Here is a 17,666-nt window from a genome sequence, read left to right on the forward strand (position 1 = left end):
TGTCCATGGCCAAGAAGCTTTACATCGAAACCCACGGTTGCCAGATGAACGAGTACGACAGCTCGCGCATGGTCGACTTGCTGGGCGAACACCAGGCCCTGGAAGTCACCGCTCGCGCTGAAGATGCCGACGTGATCCTGCTGAACACCTGCTCCATTCGCGAACGCGCCCAGGATCGGGTGTATTCCCAGCTCGGCCGCTGGCGCGAACTCAAACTGGCCAACCCGGACATGGTGATCGCCGTCGGCGGTTGCGTGGCCAGTCAGGAAGGCGCCGCCATCCGCGATCGCGCGCCGTACGTCGACGTGGTGTTCGGCCCGCAAACACTGCACCGTTTGCCGGAAATGATCGACGCCGCGCGCGCCACCAAGCTCCCGCAAGTTGATGTCTCGTTCCCGGAAATTGAAAAATTCGACCATTTGCCCGAGCCACGCATTGATGGCCCGAGCGCTTATGTGTCGGTGATGGAAGGCTGCAGCAAGTACTGCACGTTCTGCGTCGTGCCTTATACACGCGGCGAAGAAGTCAGCCGCCCGTTCGACGACGTGATTGCCGAGATCATCCACCTCGCCGAGAACGGCGTGCGCGAAGTGACCCTGCTGGGTCAGAACGTCAACGGCTACCGTGGCAACACCCATGATGGTCGCCTGGCTGATCTGGCCGAGTTGATTCGGGTTGTCGCCGCTGTCGATGGCATCGATCGCATCCGCTACACCACCTCGCACCCGCTGGAATTCTCCGACAGCCTGATACAGGCCCACGCCGATGTCCCGGAACTGGTGAAACACCTGCATTTGCCGGTGCAATCGGGTTCCGACCGGATTCTCTCGGCGATGAAGCGCAACCACACGGCGCTGGAGTACAAGTCCAAGCTGCGCAAACTGCGCGCGGCCGTGCCGGGAATCTGCATCAGTTCGGACTTTATCGTCGGTTTCCCGGGCGAGACCGAAAAAGACTTCGAACAGACCATGAAGTTGATTGAAGACGTCGGCTTCGACTTCTCCTACTCGTTTGTCTATAGCCAGCGTCCGGGCACCCCGGCCGCTGATCTGGCGGACGAGACCCCGGAAGCGCTGAAGAAAGAACGCCTGAATGCGCTGCAACATCGCCTGAACCAGCAAGGTTTCGAGATCAGCCGACAGATGGTCGGTTCGATCCAGCGGATCCTGGTGACCGATTACTCGAAAAAAGACCCTGGCGAGCTGCAAGGCCGGACCGAGAATAACCGAATCGTCAACTTCCGCTGCGACAATCCAACCTTGATCGGCCAGTTCGCCGACGTGCACATCGATGCCGCGCAGCCGCACTCGCTGCGGGGCTCGTTGATTCAATAAGCCGCAACGCCCTATAAGAGCTAGCGTCTGTGGCGAGGGGATTTATCCCCGCTGGGTTGCGAGGCAGCCTAAAAAAACAGGACTGCTACGCAGCCCAACGGGGATAAATCCCCTCGCCACAGTCAAAGCGTCAAAATCAGGCGCTTATTTAAGAGCTTTCGCACCTGCTCCACTGGCGTTATCCTTGATTTCATCTTAATTGCCCCAGGGCGGCTAAATACGACCTTGAACGCACCCATCGAACCACATCGTTTCATGCTCGAGCCCTTTGAGGCTCGCCGCTTCGCCAATCTGTGCGGGCAATTCGACGAGCATTTGCGCTTGATCGAACAGCGCCTGACCATCGAGATCCGCAACCGCGGAAACCAGTTCGAACTGATCGGCGACCCCAAGCACACCACCTCCGCGGAAAACCTCCTGCGCCGCCTGTACCGGGAAACCAAAGGTACCGAGCTGTCGCCGGACATGGTTCACCTGTTCCTGCAGGAATCGGCCGTCGAAGAGCTGGACAACGTTTCCCCGTCCGAACCCTCCGTTGCCCTGCGCACCAAGAAAGGCATGATTCGCCCTCGCGGCTTGAATCAGCTGCGCTACGTGAAGGAAATTCTCGGTAACGACATCAATTTCGGCATCGGCCCGGCCGGTACCGGCAAGACTTATCTGGCCGTTGCCTGCGCGGTAGACGCGCTGGAACGCGAGCAGATCCGCCGCATTTTGCTGGTGCGTCCGGCGGTTGAAGCGGGCGAAAAGCTCGGTTTCCTGCCCGGCGACCTGTCGCAGAAAATCGATCCGTACCTGCGCCCACTCTACGACGCACTCTACGAAATGCTCGGCTTCGAACACGTCGCCAAGCTGATCGAGCGCCAGGTGATCGAAGTTGCACCGCTGGCTTACATGCGCGGCCGGACCCTGAACAACAGCTTCATCATTCTCGATGAAAGCCAGAACACCACCGTTGAGCAGATGAAGATGTTCCTGACGCGGATCGGTTTCGGCTCGACGGCGGTCATTACCGGTGACATCACCCAGGTCGACCTGCCGAAAGGCACCAAGTCCGGGCTGCACCATGTCATCGAAGTGTTGAAAGACGTTCCGGGCATCAGCTTCACCCATTTCAAGCCCAAAGACGTAGTGCGCCATCCATTGGTGCAACGCATCGTCGAAGCCTACGAGCGCTTCGAAAATCGCGTGGCCGACGAAGCCCCCAAGGACAGCCGCCGCGATGCTTGAGCTTGATCTGCAACTGGCTACCCAAGCGTCTGCCCCGAGCGAAGCCGAGTTCCGCCAATGGTGCGAACTGGCCCTGCGCCAGCGCACAGCCGACTCGGAAGTGACCATTCGCCTGGTCGATGAAGAAGAAGCCCGGGAGCTCAACCACACCTGGCGGCAAAAGGATTACGCCACCAACGTCCTGTCGTTTCCGGCCGATGTGCCAGACGAATTCCTCGACATTCCACTGCTGGGCGATCTGGTGATCTGCGTGGCGGTGGTCGAGCGCGAAGCGGCTGAACAAGGCAAGGAACTAAAGGCCCACTGGGCGCATCTGGTGATTCATGGCTGCTTGCATCTACTCGGTTACGACCATATAGATGACGACGAAGCCGAAGAAATGGAAGCACTGGAACGAACGTTGCTTGCCGAACTGGGTCATCCGGACCCATACGCGGACGACGAAATTGAAACATCCCCTATCGTTACAACAAAGGATTCAGAGTAATCGCTATGAGCGAAGATCGATCGAGCAACGGGCAGAAGTCATGGCTGGGTAAGCTCACCCAGGCTTTTGCCCACGAGCCGAAAAACCGCCAGGAGCTGCTTGAGCTACTGCGCGATGCACACCAAAACAAGTTGCTGGACAGCGAAGCGCTGGCCATTGTCGAAGGCGCCATTCAGGTGGCTGACTTGCAAGTACGGGACATCATGGTTCCGCGCTCGCAGATGATCAGCATCAAGGCGACCCAGACCCCTCGCGAGTTCCTGCCCGCCGTGGTCGATTCAGCCCACTCCCGCTACCCGGTAATCGGCGAAAGCCACGATGACGTGATGGGCGTATTGCTGGCCAAGGACTTGCTGCCGCTGATCCTCAAGGAGAACGGCGACAGCTTCAACATCAAGGACCTGCTGCGCCCGGCCACGTTCGTGCCAGAGTCCAAGCGCCTGAATGTGCTGCTGCGTGAGTTCCGCGCCAACCACAACCACATGGCCATCGTCATTGACGAATACGGCGGCGTGGCCGGTCTGGTGACCATCGAAGACGTGCTGGAACAGATCGTCGGCGACATCGAAGACGAGCACGACGTCGAAGAAGACAGCTACATCAAGCCGCTGCCAAGCGGTGATTTCCTGATCAAGGCCCTGACGCCGATCGAGAACTTCAACGAGTTCTTCGACAGCGAATTCTCCGACGACGAGTTCGACACCGTCGGCGGTTTGGTGATGAGCGCGTTCGGGCACTTGCCTAAACGCAACGAAATCACTGAGATCGGCCCTTATCGCTTCCGCATCCTGAATGCCGACAGCCGTCGGATTCATCTGCTTCGCCTGACGCCCATTGCCCGTTAAGGAATGACATGCCCCGCGTAACCCGCCCCGGCTGGCCCGGTAACCTGCTGGCCGTGGTGGCCGGTGCACTGACTACCCTGGCCCTGGCGCCGTTTGATATCTGGCCGCTGGCGTTGCTGGCGGTCGGGTTCTTTTATGCCGGGTTACGCGAACTGAATCCCCGCCAGGCCTTGGGTCGTGGCTGGTGTTACGGTTTTGGCCTGTTTGGCGCCGGCACCAGCTGGATCTACTACAGCATTCACCACTTCGGTGGTGCTTCTGTGCTGCTCGCCGGCTTCCTGATGCTGATTTTCACGGCGGCCATTGCCTGGTTCTTCGCCCTGCCCGCCTGGATCTGGGCGCGCTGGCTGCGGCGTAACGAAGCGCCGCTGGCCGACGCACTGGCGTTCGCAGCGCTGTGGGTCGGCCAGGAAGCCTTTCGCGGCTGGTTCCTGACCGGTTTCCCATGGCTCTATTCCGGTTACAGCCAGCTGGACGGCCCCTTGTCCGGACTTGCACCACTCGGTGGCATGTGGCTGATCTCGTTCACTCTGGCACTCACCGCCGCGCTCCTCTACAACGCGTTGCCGTTGGTTCGTACCGGGCGCAAGGGTTTCATTGCTGCTGGCGCAGTGCTGCTGATTGGGCCTTGGGTGGCGGGCATGGCGCTCAAGGAACACGCCTGGACCAGCCCCTCGGGCGCGCCGCTGACCGTGGCAGCAATTCAGGGCAACATCGAACAAAGCATGAAATGGGACCCTGCGCAGTTGAACGCGCAACTGGCCCTGTACCGCGACATGAGCCTCAGCTCCAAGCGCGTGGACCTGCTGATCTGGCCGGAAACGGCCGTCCCGGTGCTCAAGGAGTCCGCCGAGGGCTACCTCACCATGATGGGCAAGTTTGCGGCGGAACGTGATTCGGCGTTGATTACCGGCATACCTATTCGCGAAGAAGTCCGGCACGAGAAACGTTTTTTCAACGGGATTACCGTGGTCGGTGAAGGCGACGGTACGTACCTGAAGCAGAAGCTCGTGCCATTTGGCGAATACGTACCGCTGCAGGACGTGCTGCGTGGTCTGATCGCTTTCTTCGACTTGCCGATGTCCGACTTCGCCCGAGGCCCGGCTGATCAGGCTCTGTTGCAGGCGAAGGGCTATCAGATTGCCCCGTTCATTTGTTACGAAGTGGTGTACCCGGACTTCGCCGCCAGCCTTTCGGCGCGCAGCGATCTGCTGCTGACCATCAGCAACGACACCTGGTTCGGCACGTCAATCGGCCCGCTGCAACACTTGCAGATGGCGCAGATGCGCGCGTTGGAAGCCGGCCGCTGGATGATCCGTGCGACGAACAACGGCGTGACTGGCTTGATCAATCCGTTTGGCCAGATCACCGCTCAGATCCCGCAATTCGAACGCGGCATCCTGTACGGCGAAGTGGTGCCGATGCACAACCTGACGCCGTATTTGCAGTGGCGCTCGTGGCCACTGGTCATCGTCTGCGTGCTGTTGTTTGGTTGGGCGTTGATTGCGAGCCGGATAGCCAAGACCGTCTGATTGCGGTGCCTTTGAAAGATCGCAGCCTCGTTTCACTCGACAGCTCCTACAGTGGATTGCGTGCTCTGTAGGAGCTGTCGAGTGAAACGAGGCTGCGATCTTTTGCCTTTCAGCGATAAAACAACGAATACCCCACCTGCCCCACCGCCTCGTTCATCAACTGGCCGCTCTGCCAGATCGACTTGAACTCCGGCATCCAGCCGCCCAACGGTCGGGCATTGTCGCCGCCCAGAAACCCAACCGGCGCCGGCACTACCTCAAACCCGGCCTTCTCAAAACTCCAGACCGATCGCGGCATGTGGGCAGCTTGAGTCACGACCACCACGCGCTTGATGCCCTGCGGTAATAAAACCTGCGCACTCAGCTGCGCGTTCTCCCAAGTGGTGCGGCTACGCCCTTCCTGCCAACGCACAGTCACGCCGAAATCATCCAATAACGAATCGGCCATCATTTTGGCTTCACTGGGTGGTGTGCCGTAGTGCAATCCGCCACTGGTCAGAATCGGCAGCCCCGAGGCCTTGGCAAGTCGCGCCGCATAACGCTCACGCTCCAGCCCAATGCCCGTAGGTTGATCCGAGCCCCAAGCCGGATCACCCCTTTCGCGCCCCGAACCCAGCACCACGATGGCGTCCGCTCGCTGCCCAAGCGTCGCCCATTCATCGCGCGCCAATGGGGGCACTCGCTCCAGGGCATTCGCGCTCCATTGCACAACGACCGGCAAGCTCATCAACCAGAAACCGCCAAGGCCCAGTGCAAAACACACGCCGGCAAAGCGCGGTCTAGAGCGGCGGAACCACCAGGCAAGCGCCAGCAACAGCAGAAGAATGCCGGGCGGCAGCAGAAGTTGTTTCACAAAATAACGAAAAGGCATCGAGCATCTCCAAAGATGCCCGAAGCCTAAGTGCGTTGACGCCTTGCGACAACATATTCGAAAGGACTGTGCGTTGAACTACAGTTGAAAAAGCAGTCGGGACATCGTCTCAAGTGCCCTTATTTGAATTGCAGTGACCGGACCTTTACCGCGTCCCTGCCAGGTGCCTTGTCCTTGAGCCAGATGATCTTGGCCGAACGTGGTGCGTCGAGTTGCTTCACTGCATCTGACAAGCATCCCTGTGTTTCACGTTCACTACGGTCCAGATACGCTTTGACCAATGCAAACTCTGCAGGACTCAGGCCACGTAGTTCCAACTCCAGGGGGCGCTCATCGCGCAGCCGGTCAGCAGTTTTTGCCGCGTCCAGAGCCATCCCCAGACGATCGATCAGTCTTTCATACAGCTCCGGTTTTGTGACTTTCCGCTGTGACTCAACCATCCCTCACCTCATTGAAGATAAGTCTTGCTCCCCATTTAGAGCTTAGCTTCCATGATCAAACCAGCTGAGTGCTGCGACCAACGGCCCTCGCAGCGTGTTTCACAAGACCTGCGGCAGCAATCAGGGTTTCCCTCGGTAGAGCGCGGTCATGTATGCTACGGCGCTTCCTGTAACTCCACTTCCAGCTCGTCTGGACACCGAAACGCCGATTTGGCGTGCTCACCGTCCAGCGTCGCATTGAAGAGGATTAGGCCACCCCTATTCAGTTCAAAAGTAGCCATGCACGAACAATATCAGCCCCGTGAAATCGAAGCCGCCGCCCAGTCGTTCTGGGACGAGCAAAAGTCCTTTGAAGTCAGTGAACAGCCAGGCAAGGAGACGTTCTATTGCCTGTCGATGTTCCCTTACCCCAGCGGCAAGCTACACATGGGGCATGTGCGCAACTACACCATCGGCGACGTGATCTCCCGCTATCAGCGCATGCAAGGCAAGAACGTCCTGCAACCCATGGGTTGGGACGCCTTCGGCATGCCGGCAGAAAACGCCGCCATGAAGAACAACGTAGCGCCCGCCAAGTGGACCTACGAAAACATCGCCTACATGAAAACCCAGCTGCGCAGCCTGGGCCTGGCGGTGGACTGGTCCCGTGAAGTGACCACCTGCAAGCCGGATTACTACCGCTGGGAACAATGGCTGTTCACCCGCCTGTTCGAAAAAGGCGTGATCTACAAGAAAAGCGGCACCGTGAACTGGGACCCGGTCGACCAGACCGTTCTGGCCAACGAGCAAGTGATCGACGGTCGCGGCTGGCGTTCCGGCGCGCTGATCGAAAAGCGCGAAATTCCGATGTACTACTTCAAGATCACCGCGTATGCGGATGAGCTGCTGGAGAGCCTCGACGATCTGCCGGGCTGGCCTGAACAGGTCAAGACCATGCAGCGCAACTGGATCGGCAAGTCCCGCGGCATGGAAGTGCAGTTCCCGTACAACGTCGATTCCATCGGCGAAGCCGGTACGCTGAAAGTCTTCACCACCCGTCCAGACACCCTGATGGGCGCGACTTACGTGGCCGTGGCCGCCGAACACCCGTTGGCCACCCTGGCCGCGCAGAACAACCCTGAGCTGCAAGCGTTTATCGCTGAATGCAAAGGCGGCAGTGTGGCCGAGGCCGACGTTGCCACCCAGGAAAAGAAAGGCCTGCCGACCTCGCTGTTCGTCGAGCACCCGCTGACCGGTGAGAAACTCCCGGTGTGGGTCGCCAACTATGTGCTGATGCACTACGGCGATGGCGCAGTAATGGCAGTTCCGGCTCACGACGAACGCGATTTCGAGTTCGCCACCAAGTACAACCTGCCGATCAAGTCCGTGGTGCGCACCAGCTCCGGCGATACCAACCCGGCACCTTGGCAGGACGCGTACGGCGAGCACGGCACGCTGATCAATTCCGGCGAATTCGACGGCCTCGACTTCGCAGGCGCTTTCGACGCCATGGAAGTTGCGCTGATCAAGAAAGAACTCGGCGCCTCGCGCACCCAGTTCCGCCTGCGCGATTGGGGCATCAGCCGTCAGCGCTACTGGGGTTGCCCGATTCCGATCATCCACTGCAAAACCTGCGGTGATGTACCGGTCCCGGAAGACCAACTGCCGGTCGTACTGCCAGAAGACGTCGTTCCGGACGGCGCCGGTTCGCCACTGGCCCGCATGCCCGAGTTCTACGAGTGCCAGTGCCCGAAATGTGGCGCACCGGCCAAGCGTGAAACCGACACCATGGACACCTTCGTCGAGTCCTCGTGGTACTACGCCCGCTACGCCTCGCCGCACTATGAAGGCGGCCTGGTGGAGAAGTCCGCAGCTGACCACTGGTTGCCAGTGGATCAGTACATCGGCGGTATCGAACACGCGATTCTTCACCTGCTCTACGCGCGCTTCTTCCACAAGCTGATGCGCGACGAAGGCCTGGTGAGCTCCAACGAGCCGTTCAAGAACCTGCTGACCCAAGGCATGGTGATCGCCGAGACTTACTACCGTCGCGAAGCCAACGGTGCTTACACCTGGTTCAACCCGGCGGACGTCGAACTCGAGCGCGACAGCAAGGCCAAGGTGATTAGCGCCAAGCTGATCGCAGACGGTCTGCCGGTGGAAATCGGCGGCACCGAGAAGATGGCCAAGTCCAAGAACAACGGCGTCGACCCACAGTCGATGATTGACCAGTTCGGCGCAGACACCTGCCGCCTGTTCATGATGTTCGCCTCGCCACCTGACATGAGCGCGGAATGGTCCGACTCCGGCGTGGAAGGCTCGCACCGCTTCCTCAAGCGCGTCTGGCGTCTGGCTCAAGCGCACGTTACCCAGGGCCTGCCGGGCAAACTGGACGTTGCCAGCCTGAACGACGAACAGAAAGCCGTTCGCCGCTCGATCCACCTGGCCATCAAGCAAGCCAGCCACGACGTCGGCCAGAACCACAAATTCAACACGGCCATCGCCCAGGTGATGACGCTGATGAACGTGCTGGAAAAAGCCGCACAAGGCACCGATCAGGATCGCGCTCTGGTTCACGAAGGTCTGGAAGCCGTGACGCTGCTGCTGGCTCCGATCACCCCGCACATCAGCCACGAGCTGTGGAATCAACTGGGTCACGCTGAACCCGTGATCGACGCTGGTTGGCCGGTGCTGGACGAGACCGCTTTGGTACAGGACAGCCTGACGCTGGTGATCCAGGTCAACGGCAAGCTGCGTGGCCAGATCGAAATGCCGGCCAGCGCAACGCGCGAAGAAGTCGAAGCCGCTGCCCGTACGAATGAGAACGTGCTGCGCTTTGTCGACGGCCTGACCATTCGTAAAGTGATTGTCGTGCCCGGGAAACTGGTCAATATCGTCGCCAGCTAAATTGGATCAGGCGCCAGGTGAGCCTGGCGCCGAGTAAAACCTTTCGGGCCGCATGATCGGCCCACCTGGTTTCAAGGGGAGCAACAAGATGATCAAACGCAATTTGCTGGTGATGGGCCTGGCAGTCCTGTTGAGCGCCTGCGGTTTCCAGCTGCGCGGCACTGGCAACACTGAACTGGCGATCAAGGAGCTCGATCTGAGCGCCCGTAACGCTTACGGCCCAACCGTGACCCAATTGCGTCAGGTGCTTGAGGGCAGCGGCGTCAAAGTCGTCACCGGTGCACCCTACAAGCTGGTGCTGACCGATGAGCAGGAAACCCAGCGCATTCTCAGCTACGCCGGTGCCGGCCGTACTGGCGAGTATCAGCTGAGCACGGTGCTCAAATACGACATCCGTGGCCAGGGCGGCGTGGACCTGCTGAACGACAAAATCGAAGTGCAGAAAGTGTTCATCCACGACGGTAACAACCTGGTGGGATCCGAACAGGAAGCCGACACTGCTCGCGTGGAAATGCGCCGTGACCTGGTCCAACGCATGATGGTCCGTCTGCAACAGCTCACGCCGGCTCAGCTGGATCAGCTGCAACAGACCGCCGACGCCAAAGCCAAGGCTGAAGCCGCGGCCATTGAAGCAGCACAGAAGGCTGAGGCGCAAACACCGCGCCAGTCGCCTCTCGAACTGCCTCAGCAGTAAGACTTACGGGGCGCTCCGGCGCCCCGTTCGCCCTTTCCTATGAAACTCGCCCCCGCCCAACTCGGTAAACACCTGCAAGGCGCACTTGCGCCGGTCTACATCATCAGTGGCGATGACCCGCTGTTGTGCCAGGAAGCCGCCGACGCCATCCGTGCCGCTGCCCGCCAGCAAGGCTTCGACGAACGACAAGTGTTTGCCGCCGACGCCAGTTTCGACTGGGGGACGCTACTGCAAGCAGGCGCGAGCATGTCGCTGTTCGCTGAAAAGCGTTTGCTGGAGCTGCGCCTGCCCTCCGGCAAGCCTGGCGACAAAGGGGCTGCCGCCTTTATCGAATACTGCTCACGACCGGCTGAAGACACGGTATTGCTGATCAGCTTGCCGAAGCTCGATGGCAGTGCTCAGAAAACCAAGTGGGGCAAGGCGCTGGTCGAAGGTCAGCAGACCCAGTTCGTGCAGATCTGGCCAGTGGATGCCAATCAGCTACCAAGCTGGATACGTCAACGGTTGTCCCAGGCCGGGCTGTCTGCCAGCCAGGACGCCGTTGAGCTGATTGCTGCACGGGTCGAGGGCAACCTGTTGGCCGCGGCGCAGGAAATCGAGAAACTCAAGCTGATGGCCGAAGGTGGCCAGATCACTGTTGAAACCGTTCAGGCCGCGGTGGCTGACAGTGCGCGTTTTGACGTATTCGGCCTGACTGATGCGATTCTAAATGGCGAAGCCGCCCACGCCCTGCGCATGCTCGAAGGTCTTCGAGGCGAAGGCGTCGAACCACCGGTGATTCTCTGGGCCTTGGCTCGAGAGTTGCGTTTGCTGGCCAACCTGTCGCTGCAATACAGTCAGGGCGTGCCTTTGGACAAGGCGTTCAGCTCCGCCCGACCGCCCGTCTGGGACAAGCGCAAGCCACTGATGAGCAAAGCCCTGCAACGTTACTCGGCGCAACGCTGGGCGCAGCTGTTGCTGGAAGCGCAACGCATCGATGCGCAGATCAAAGGCCAGGCCGCTGGTTCGCCCTGGATGAGTTTGAGTCGGTTGTCTTTGTTGATGGCGGGTCAGCGGCTCACATTGCCTGCTGAATAAGATCAAAAGATCGCAGTCTGCGGCCCCTCCTACAGGGTATGCAATCTCCTGTAGGAGGGGCCGCAGGCTGCGATCTTTTGACGTTTCTTCCTACACAAAACACATCCATTTGCACTATAGACACTGAACCGGCTTCGGCCGATGATTCGCCCCGCAAAACTCACTCAATTGCGAGAACCATCATGAGCAAAAAGCCATCAAAAAATGGCCCGAACAAGGCCAAATCCATCATCGCCCAGCCACTGTTCCGCAGCCGTCAGGAACGCGCCGGCAAGGGCAAAGGCAGCTACCGCCGCGAAGCCTTCCAGTCTAATAGCTGGGAGGCTTCTTACTTTCTGGCGGCCTGAAAGGCAAGCGCGCGCTCAACATGTTAAGGTCTGCACCTGATTCGTATTCCCTGGACCTGTGCATGCCCCCTAGTCTTTCCCGTCGTTGGCACCTACGCCAATTGATTGCTGCCTCCAGCCTCGTACTGCTTGTCGCCTGCGCGGAAAAACCGACCGCCGCCGACGCCGAACCGCTTCAAACCCGTCCCGTAGCGACAGCCCCAGCGGTGATTCCTCCCGTTGTGCCGACCGGCGAAAACCTTGATATTCAGCCGACGCAGACCTTTGCCGAATGGCAAGCAGGTTTCCGCAAGGACGCACTGGCTGCCGGCATCCGCGCCGATCTTTTCGACCGCGCGTTCGCCAATGTCAGCCTGGACCCAAGCATCATCCGCGCCGATCGCAGCCAGCCCGAATTCTCCCGCCCCGTATGGGAATACCTCGATGGCGCCCTGTCGCCATTGCGCGTACGTAGAGGCCAGGCCCTGGTTGGCCAATACGCCGACATCTTGCAAAGCATCGAACAGCGTTACGGTGTCGATCGCCAGGCACTGGTCGCGGTGTGGGGCATGGAGAGTAACTTCGGGCAATTCCAGGGCAGCAAGTCAGTGATCAATTCCCTGGCGACGCTGGCCTATGAGGGGCGCCGTCCAGGTTTTGCTCACGCACAATTGATTGCTGCGCTGCAGATCCTGCAACAGGGCGATATCGAGCCAGACAAGATGCTCGGCTCGTGGGCCGGCGCCATGGGTCAGACCCAGTTCATCCCGACGACCTACAACACCCACGCCGTCGACTTCGATGGCGATGGTCGCCGCGACATCTGGGGCAGCCCCGCCGACGCCCTGGCATCGACCGCACATTACTTGCAAAGCTCCGGCTGGCAGAAAGGCCAGCCGTGGGGTTTTGAAGTGCAGCTGGCGAGCGGCTTCGACTACGTTCTGGCCGATGGCACGATTCGCAAGAGTGTCGCCGAATGGCTGCAGCTGGGTGTGACTTTACCTGGTGGTGCTCAGGCGCCAGCCGGCTCTGAACACCTGTCTGCCGCCCTGCTGCTGCCGGCAGGTTATCGTGGCCCGGCGTTCCTGGTGCTCGACAACTTCCGCGCGATCCTCAAGTACAACAATTCGTCGTCCTACGCATTGGCGGTGAGCTTGTTGTCGGAACGCTTCAGCGGTGGGGGCCTGATCAGCGGGACTTGGCCGAAAGACGATTTGCCATTGAGCCGCACTGAGCGGATCGAATTGCAAAGCCTGTTGAGCGCGCAGAACTATGATGCGGGCACGGCTGACGGGATTATCGGTGCCAACACCCGCAAGGCGATTCGCAGTGCGCAACAGTCATTTGGCTGGCCGGCGGATGGGTATCCGACGCACAAGTTGCTGGAAGGGCTTCGCAACCGTTAAAAGCATCGCGGGCAAGCCTTGCCCCCACAATGGATCTACGCGAACCACAAACAGTGTGTTCACTTCAGATTATTGTGGGATCAAGGCTTGCCCGCGATGACTGACTGTCAGGCGAAAAAACCTACCGTTTGACAACCACATCCTGCTCCAACACCAGTTCCTTGTTCCCCGCATCGAGCCTCACCAGAGCCCCCATTGGCAACGTCAGGTTCGGATCGCAATGCCCGCTGCGCCACCCGGCCAATACCGGAATCCGCAACGGTTCAAAGGTCTGCTTGAGCAAGCGTGCCAGCGCATCGGCGTCCACACCCGCCACATCCCCCACCAGAACCCCTCGAAGCTTGCCCAGCGTGCCCGCAAGGCGCAGGTGGGTGAGCAGTCGGTCGATGCGATAAAGCGGCTCATTGATGTCCTCGATGAACAGGATGACGCCTTCGGCATCAATCTCGTAAGGCGTGCCCATGGTCGCGGCAATCATCGACAGATTGCCCCCCAGCAAACGCCCGTGGGCGATGCCCGGCTCAATGGTTGTCAATGGGTTAGCCACCGGGTGCGCGAGCACGCTGCCAGCCTTTACCTGCCCTCTGAGCATGTTGAAAAACGAAGACTCGGTCGGCTTTTGCTTGTCCCCCAACAAATCGGCATTCAGCAGCGGTCCATGAAACGTCACAAACCCGGCGTACCGACTGATCGCCAAATGCAGGGCGGTGATATCGCTATAGCCTATGAATGGCTTGGCGTTATTGCGTAGCAACTCGAAATCAATCCGGTCGAGTAAGCGTGGCGTACCGTATCCACCACGAAGACAAACGATGGCATCGACTTCGCTGTCAGCGAACGCCGCATGCAAATCATTGAGCCGCACATCGTCGGTGCCAGCCAGGTAGCCATCCTTTTCATACACCCCTGCAAACACCCGCAGCGAATAACCGCGAGCGCGCATCCAGCCGATGGCTTTATCCGTATCCAGCCTCGCAGGGCCGGCGGGTGCAATAACGCCAATCAACCCTTGCGCTGGCAGCGCCGGGACAGGCGTGTGAGGAAAGAGAGTGTGGTGCGGTCTAGCGGTCATCCTTGAATCTCCCTGCGTGAACACATCAAACACACAGTAGTCAGGAACGGGGACAAACAGAAGAGGTTCGATTGCCCCGAGGGTTGCGGGAAAAGGCAGCGGCCACTGTGAGACAGGCAAAAAAAGCCCGCAAGGCCGGATAAGCCATGCGGGCGTTTTATTTCTTGCACCGGCAAATTACAAGGCGGCTATCAACTCGGCCTTAACCAGTTTCGCCTGCTCGTCGGCATGGTACGAAGAACGCACCAGCGGGCCGGAAGCGACGTTCTTGAAGCCCATCTTGTAACCTTCCTCGGCGAACCAGGCGAAGGTGTCCGGGTGCACGAAGCGCTCGACCGGCAAGTGGCTGCGGGACGGTTGCAGGTATTGGCCCAGGGTCAGCATGTCGATGTCGTGCTCACGCATGCGCTTCATGACTTCGATGACTTCGTCGTCGGTCTCGCCCAGACCCAGCATCAAGCCGGACTTGGTCGGAATGTGCGGCATCATCTGCTTGAAGCGTTGCAGCAGGGTCAGCGACCACTGGTAGTCCGAACCCGGGCGCGCGGCCTTGTACAGGCGCGGTACGGTTTCCAGGTTGTGGTTGAACACATCCGGTGGCTCGGCAGCGGTGATTTCCAGCGCAACGTCCATGCGACCACGGTAATCGGGAACCAGTGTTTCAAGCTGTACGTTTGGCGACAGTTTGCGAATCTCGCGGATGCAGTCGGCAAAGTGCTGGGCACCGCCGTCACGCAGATCGTCGCGGTCCACAGAGGTGATCACCACATACTTCAGCTTCAGGTCGGCAATCGCGATGGCCAGGCTTTCCGGCTCGTTGACGTCCAATGGCTTCGGACGACCGTGGCCCACGTCGCAGAACGGGCAGCGACGGGTGCAGATGTCACCCATGATCATGAACGTCGCAGTGCCGCCGGAGAAGCACTCGCCCAGGTTCGGGCAGGACGCTTCTTCGCACACGCTGTGCAGCTTGTGTTTGCGCAGCAGGGCCTTGATACGGTCGACTTCCGGAGATACCGGGATGCGCACGCGAATCCAGTCAGGTTTCTTCGGCAGTTCGGTCGTCGGAATGATCTTTACCGGGATGCGTGCAACCTTCTCGGCGCCGCGCAGCTTAACGCCGGCTTCAACCTTGGCACGCGGGGCCGGGCGCTCGGTGACATCCAGCGTCGGGATCATGGTTTGCACTGCATCAGTAGTCATATCAGTCGATTCCGCCCGTTAGGGTCGTCTGCTCAGCATAGTCGAGGTGTTTGACGAGCTGCGCGCGCAGCCGGGCACTTACCTCGGCAAATTCAATCGATCCTGCGTGATCGCTCAGCTGGGTCATCGCCAGCCCGGCGTAGCCGCAGGGATTAATCCGTCGAAACGGTTCCAGGTTCATGTCCACATTCAGGGCCAGGCCATGAAAGGAACACCCGTGGCGAATACGCAGCCCCAGGGACGCTATTTTCGCCCCGTTGACGTAGACACCCGGTGCATCCGGCTTGGCCGCTGCCGTGACGCCATAGCTGGCCAGCAGCTCAATCAGGCAGTGCTCCATGCGGGTGACCAGGTCACGCACACCGAAACCGAGCTTGCGAACATCAAGCAACAGGTAGGCTACCAGTTGACCGGGACCGTGGTAGGTCACCTGTCCGCCGCGATCAACCTGCACCACCGGAATATCACCCGGAAGCAACAAGTGTTCGGCTTTACCGGCCTGACCCTGGGTAAACACCGGCGGGTGCTCGACCAGCCAGATTTCGTCGGCGGCATCGGTGCCGCGTTCGTTGGTGAAGCGTTGCATGGCATGCCAGACCGGCTCGTAAGCCATCTGGCCGAGCTCGCGAAAGCCCAGCGTGCCAGACATCACAGCACCATGTGCACGAAACCGGTAGCCCGCAACTCGCTGTTGATGTCGTACAGCTGTTCTTGACCGGTGGCGATGATGTGCAGCTGGATGGTCGTGTACTTGCCGTTGGTGCTCTGGCGTTCAGCAAACGTCTTGAGGTCAACGGTCGCGTGTTTCTCAAGGATCGCGATGATCTTGTCCTTGAAACCCACGCCGGTGTCGCCGATTACTTTAATCGGGTAATCCGCGCAGGGAAATTCGATCTTTGGCGCCTTTACTTCGGTATCGGTCATGGCGTAACGGCCTCGTGAGCGTAAGCCGTGGCAACGAACATGGCCCCGCTCCTTATTGGAACGAGGCCATGCAGGTCCACACTAAATCAGTTGAACAAGCCGTAGAAGAATAGACGGATGCTATCCCACATGCGACGGAAGATACCACCCTCGTCGACCGCGTCCAGAGCGATCAGGTCTGCGCTGTGCACAACCTTTTCGTCCAGTTTCACTTCGACTTTACCGATCACGTCGCCCTTGGCGATTGGCGCAATCAGCTGTGGGTTCATGGTCATGCTGGCGACGAGCTTTTTCAGCTGGCCTTTTGGCAGGGTCATGGTCAGGTCTTCAGCCAGGCCGGCCTTGACTTGATTGGTGGTGCCTTTCCAGACAGGAGCCTGAGCCAGCTCGGCGCCTTTCTGATAGAAGGTCTGTGTTTCGAAGAAACGGAAGCCATAAGTCAGCAGCTTCTGGGTTTCGGAAGCACGGGCCACGTCGCTGTTGGTGCCGAACACTACCGCGATCAGGCGCATGCCATCACGGACAGCCGAGGACACCATGCAATAGCCGGCTTCATCGGTGTGACCGGTTTTCAGGCCGTCGACGGTCTTGTCGCGCCACAACAACAGGTTGCGGTTCGGTTGCTTGATGCCGTTCCAGAAGAACTCTTTCTGCGAGTAGATCGCGTAATGAGCCGGGTCTTCGTGGATGATCGCGCGAGCCAGCACGGCCATGTCATGAGCCGACGAGTAATGCTCCGGGTTCGGCAGGCCGGTCGGGTTCATGAAGTGGGAGTTGGTCAGGCCCAGATCGGTGGCGGTTTTGTTCATCATGTCGGCGAATGCGTCTTCGCTGCCCGCGATGTGCTCGGAGAGCGCAACACTGGCGTCGTTACCCGACTGAATGATGATGCCGTGCAGCAGGTCGCTGACAGTCACCTGCGAGCCAACCTTGATGAACATCCGCGAACCACCGGTACGCCAGGCGTTTTCGCTGACCGTTACCGGATCGTTTTCGCCGATCTGGCCACGACGGATTTCCAGGGTCGCGATGTAGGCGGTCATCAGCTTGGTCAGGCTGGCCGGAGGCAGACGCTGGTCACCGTTGTTCTCTACCAGCACGTTACCGCTGCTGGCGTCCATGAGCACATAGGATTTAGCGGCCAGTTGGGGTGGCGAAGGCATCATCTCAACCGCGAACGCGGCAGGCGAGATGAGCAGCGGTACTAGCAGGCACAGTCGTTTGGCAAAGGTGGTGATGTTCATCCGTCTCTCGAAATCGCTAATGGTACTGCCCAGAGGCAAATCTAATCAGACAACCTTCTAACGGGTCGTCGCGTGTTCAGTTGTTCACTCAGAGC

At 59.5% G+C, this 17,666-nt stretch carries 17 protein-coding genes; 10 read left to right on the forward strand and 7 right to left on the reverse strand.

All coding sequences use genetic code 11. The features are described 5' to 3' along the window. Positions 1-5 precede the first annotated feature (5 nt). From miaB to lnt, 5 genes are all read left to right on the forward strand, one after another. Positions 6-1,334, forward strand: coding sequence for a tRNA (N6-isopentenyl adenosine(37)-C2)-methylthiotransferase MiaB (miaB, locus tag AC3ZVB_RS22740; protein ID WP_194692853.1), 1,329 nt, complete (start codon positions 6-8; stop codon positions 1,332-1,334). A gap of 225 nt (positions 1,335-1,559) precedes the next feature. After that, positions 1,560-2,564, forward strand: coding sequence for a PhoH family protein (locus AC3ZVB_RS22745; protein WP_162439942.1), 1,005 nt, complete (start codon positions 1,560-1,562; stop codon positions 2,562-2,564). Continuing rightward, the gene (gene ybeY, locus AC3ZVB_RS22750) at positions 2,557-3,051 is read left to right on the forward strand and encodes an rRNA maturation RNase YbeY (RefSeq protein ID WP_490147801.1); all 495 of its coding nucleotides are present in this window, start codon (positions 2,557-2,559) and stop codon (positions 3,049-3,051) included. The genes AC3ZVB_RS22745 and ybeY overlap by 8 nt, the downstream gene beginning before the upstream one ends. Positions 3,052-3,056: 5 nt before the next feature. After that, positions 3,057-3,896, forward strand: a complete 840-nt coding sequence (locus AC3ZVB_RS22755; RefSeq protein WP_045062079.1) for a CorC family transporter — start codon at positions 3,057-3,059, stop codon at positions 3,894-3,896. Positions 3,897-3,904: 8 nt separating this feature from the next. Continuing rightward, complete coding sequence (lnt, locus tag AC3ZVB_RS22760; protein WP_490147802.1) at positions 3,905-5,428, forward strand: apolipoprotein N-acyltransferase; 1,524 nt, start codon at positions 3,905-3,907, stop codon at positions 5,426-5,428. A 109-nt stretch (positions 5,429-5,537) separates the two neighbouring features. Here the strand turns inward: lnt and AC3ZVB_RS22765 are convergent, their stop codons facing one another. Beyond that, a complete protein-coding gene (locus AC3ZVB_RS22765) occupies positions 5,538-6,299 on the reverse strand; it encodes a YdcF family protein (protein ID WP_490147803.1) in 762 nt (253 codons plus the stop codon). A 119-nt stretch (positions 6,300-6,418) separates the two neighbouring features. After that, entirely contained in the window at positions 6,419-6,739 is a 321-nt protein-coding gene (locus tag AC3ZVB_RS22770; RefSeq protein WP_162439938.1) for a hypothetical protein, read from the reverse strand. A 279-nt stretch (positions 6,740-7,018) separates the two neighbouring features. Between AC3ZVB_RS22770 and leuS the strand changes: the two genes are divergently transcribed. The 5 genes from leuS (at position 7,019) to AC3ZVB_RS22795 (ending at position 13,128) form a co-directional block, all read left to right on the forward strand. Continuing rightward, a complete protein-coding gene (gene leuS, locus AC3ZVB_RS22775) occupies positions 7,019-9,625 on the forward strand; it encodes a leucine--tRNA ligase (RefSeq protein ID WP_162439937.1) in 2,607 nt (868 codons plus the stop codon). An 88-nt stretch (positions 9,626-9,713) separates the two neighbouring features. After that, positions 9,714-10,319 (forward strand): LPS-assembly lipoprotein LptE, encoded by a 606-nt coding sequence (locus AC3ZVB_RS22780; RefSeq protein WP_162439936.1) that lies wholly within the window; start codon positions 9,714-9,716, stop codon positions 10,317-10,319. A 39-nt stretch (positions 10,320-10,358) separates the two neighbouring features. Continuing rightward, positions 10,359-11,396, forward strand: coding sequence for a DNA polymerase III subunit delta (gene holA, locus AC3ZVB_RS22785; RefSeq protein ID WP_162439935.1), 1,038 nt, complete (start codon positions 10,359-10,361; stop codon positions 11,394-11,396). Between the two features lie 182 nt (positions 11,397-11,578). Beyond that, complete coding sequence (arfA, locus tag AC3ZVB_RS22790; RefSeq protein WP_094470475.1) at positions 11,579-11,743, forward strand: alternative ribosome rescue factor ArfA; 165 nt, start codon at positions 11,579-11,581, stop codon at positions 11,741-11,743. Between the two features lie 62 nt (positions 11,744-11,805). Continuing rightward, positions 11,806-13,128, forward strand: a complete 1,323-nt coding sequence (locus tag AC3ZVB_RS22795; protein ID WP_194692860.1) for a lytic murein transglycosylase — start codon at positions 11,806-11,808, stop codon at positions 13,126-13,128. A gap of 121 nt (positions 13,129-13,249) precedes the next feature. Here AC3ZVB_RS22795 and AC3ZVB_RS22800 read toward each other — a convergent pair whose 3' ends face one another. From AC3ZVB_RS22800 to AC3ZVB_RS22820, 5 genes are all read right to left on the reverse strand, one after another. Beyond that, positions 13,250-14,200, reverse strand: a complete 951-nt coding sequence (locus tag AC3ZVB_RS22800; protein ID WP_490147804.1) for a S66 peptidase family protein — start codon at positions 14,198-14,200, stop codon at positions 13,250-13,252. A gap of 177 nt (positions 14,201-14,377) precedes the next feature. Next, entirely contained in the window at positions 14,378-15,403 is a 1,026-nt protein-coding gene (gene lipA, locus AC3ZVB_RS22805; protein ID WP_442966318.1) for a lipoyl synthase, read from the reverse strand. Position 15,404: 1 nt separating this feature from the next. Then, positions 15,405-16,052: a lipoyl(octanoyl) transferase LipB gene (gene lipB / locus AC3ZVB_RS22810; RefSeq protein ID WP_162439932.1), complete on the reverse strand. Its 648-nt coding sequence runs from the start codon at positions 16,050-16,052 to the stop codon at positions 15,405-15,407. Beyond that, positions 16,052-16,327 carry a DUF493 domain-containing protein gene (locus AC3ZVB_RS22815; RefSeq protein ID WP_162439931.1) on the reverse strand — a complete coding sequence of 92 codons (276 nt, stop codon included), beginning with the start codon at positions 16,325-16,327 and terminating at the stop codon, positions 16,052-16,054. Before AC3ZVB_RS22815 ends, lipB begins: the two co-directional genes overlap by 1 nt. 86 nt (positions 16,328-16,413) lie before the next feature. Further along, positions 16,414-17,571 carry a D-alanyl-D-alanine carboxypeptidase family protein gene (locus AC3ZVB_RS22820; RefSeq protein WP_162439930.1) on the reverse strand — a complete coding sequence of 386 codons (1,158 nt, stop codon included), beginning with the start codon at positions 17,569-17,571 and terminating at the stop codon, positions 16,414-16,416. Positions 17,572-17,666: the final 95 nt, after the last annotated feature.

It is taken from the genome of Pseudomonas sp. MDV22-iso1, from assembly GCF_058145095.1.